Genomic DNA, 1,594 nt, shown 5'->3' on the forward strand with positions numbered 1-1,594 from the left:
AATTTTTTATAGACTCGCAATCGAACCCGAACTCATCACGGAACCTATTCAACGCTACCGTCAAATTTTCTATATACCTCATATCTCCTGTTTTTTCATACAAATTATCATTGCTGTCCCATAAATCAGACATAAAAAAGGCTTGAATCTCAACAAGTTGCTACAATGGATGTGCGACCAAACACTGTAAAAACAGGGAGATTCAAGCCTTGGCACATCATAACACGGTATTTTCTCAATTGTTGAAACTGGTATCGAGACATGAATTTGAAACCCTCGCCAAACAGCACCACGAGGGTCAAAAGTTGCGCAGAATGTCGCGCTGGTCTCAGTTCGTTGCGCTGAGCTTGGCACAACTTTCTGGCCGATCCAGCTTGCGCGATATCGTCAGTAATCTGTCTGCTCAAGCAGCCCGGCTTTACCACCTCGGCGCCGGCAATGTGACGAGAAGCACCCTTTCCCGCGTCAACGAAAGTCAGCCCTATACGCTTTACGAAGCGCTGTTTCATAAGCTGCTTTCCCGCTGCCACGGCGTCGCACCAAAGCATGGATTTCGTTTCGGGAATAAGCTGTATTCCCTCGACTCCACCACTATTGACCTGTGCCTTTCCGTGTTTCCCTGGGCAAAATTCCGCCGCACCAAAGGAGCGGTAAAAGTGCATATTGGCCTTGATCATGATGGGCTCCTTCCCAGCTTCGTCAGCATTACCGATGGGAAAAAGCACGATGTCACTATCGGTCGCGTTCTTGAATTCCCTGCCGATAGCATTGTGGTCATGGATCGCGCCTATACTGATTATTCATGGTTTAACGCCCTGAATGATAAAGGAATTTTCTTTGTTACCCGGCAAAAGCGTAATGCCACGTACCGTATTATTGAACGCCGCGAAATCATTAAATCCAAAGGCCTGACCTGTGATCAGACCATTGTCATCACCGGCACTAAGGCAAAGGCTTGCCCTGTTCCTTTGCGCCGGATTGGTTTCCGTGATCCTGATACCGGTAAGCACTATGCGTTTCTGACCAATAACTTCCACCTTGCCGCCAAGACCATTGCCGATATCTACAAATCCCGCTGGCAGATCGAATTGTTCTTCAAATGCATCAAGCAAAACCTGAAAATAAAATCCTTTGTCGGCACTTCCAAGAATGCCGTCATGACCCAGATTTGGATCGCTATGTGTGCCTATCTACTGCTGGCCTGGATTAAGTTCAGCAGCCAAATTGATCGCAGCCTGCAGCAAATGATTCGCCTCCTACAGCTCAATTTATTTGAGCGCAGAGAGTTGCTGCCTTTGCTGAGAGGTGATCCTCCAGAGCAACTTAACAACACCATTCATCCGCAGCTCTGCTTGCTATGAATATTTGTGGGACAGCAATGACCTGGCATTTAATACCTAGCCACCAGTACCTGGTGGCTATCTTGGTGGTTTTCCTACTGACCAGGCTGGCATATTAGCTCGTCGGCTTCTCCTGCAGACTCTGTTTGATAAGCGGCACCCGTTCCCGGGTCAACTTAAACACCACTGGGCTCAGCAACAACAGTGCGATCAGATTGGGTATCGCCATCAGCGCATTAAGGGTATCCGCCAGC

General features: G+C 48.2%; 2 protein-coding genes. One reads left to right on the forward strand and one right to left on the reverse strand.

Features of this window, described 5'->3' with window-relative positions; all coding sequences use genetic code 11:
- Window positions 1–209: 209 nt before the first annotated feature.
- Window positions 210–1,361, forward strand: a complete 1,152-nt coding sequence (locus tag DXZ20_RS05040) for an IS4 family transposase (RefSeq protein ID WP_163696818.1) — start codon at window positions 210–212, stop codon at window positions 1,359–1,361.
- Window positions 1,362–1,455: 94 nt separating this feature from the next.
- Here DXZ20_RS05040 and DXZ20_RS05045 read toward each other — a convergent pair.
- A partial coding sequence (locus DXZ20_RS05045) for an alanine:cation symporter family protein (RefSeq protein ID WP_163703404.1) occupies window positions 1,456–1,594 on the reverse strand: 139 nt, incomplete at its 5' end.

It is taken from the genome of Adonisia turfae CCMR0081 (assembly GCF_011009555.1).
In the GTDB taxonomy this organism is placed as follows: Bacteria; Cyanobacteriota; Cyanobacteriia; order Phormidesmidales; family Phormidesmidaceae; genus Leptothoe; species Leptothoe turfae.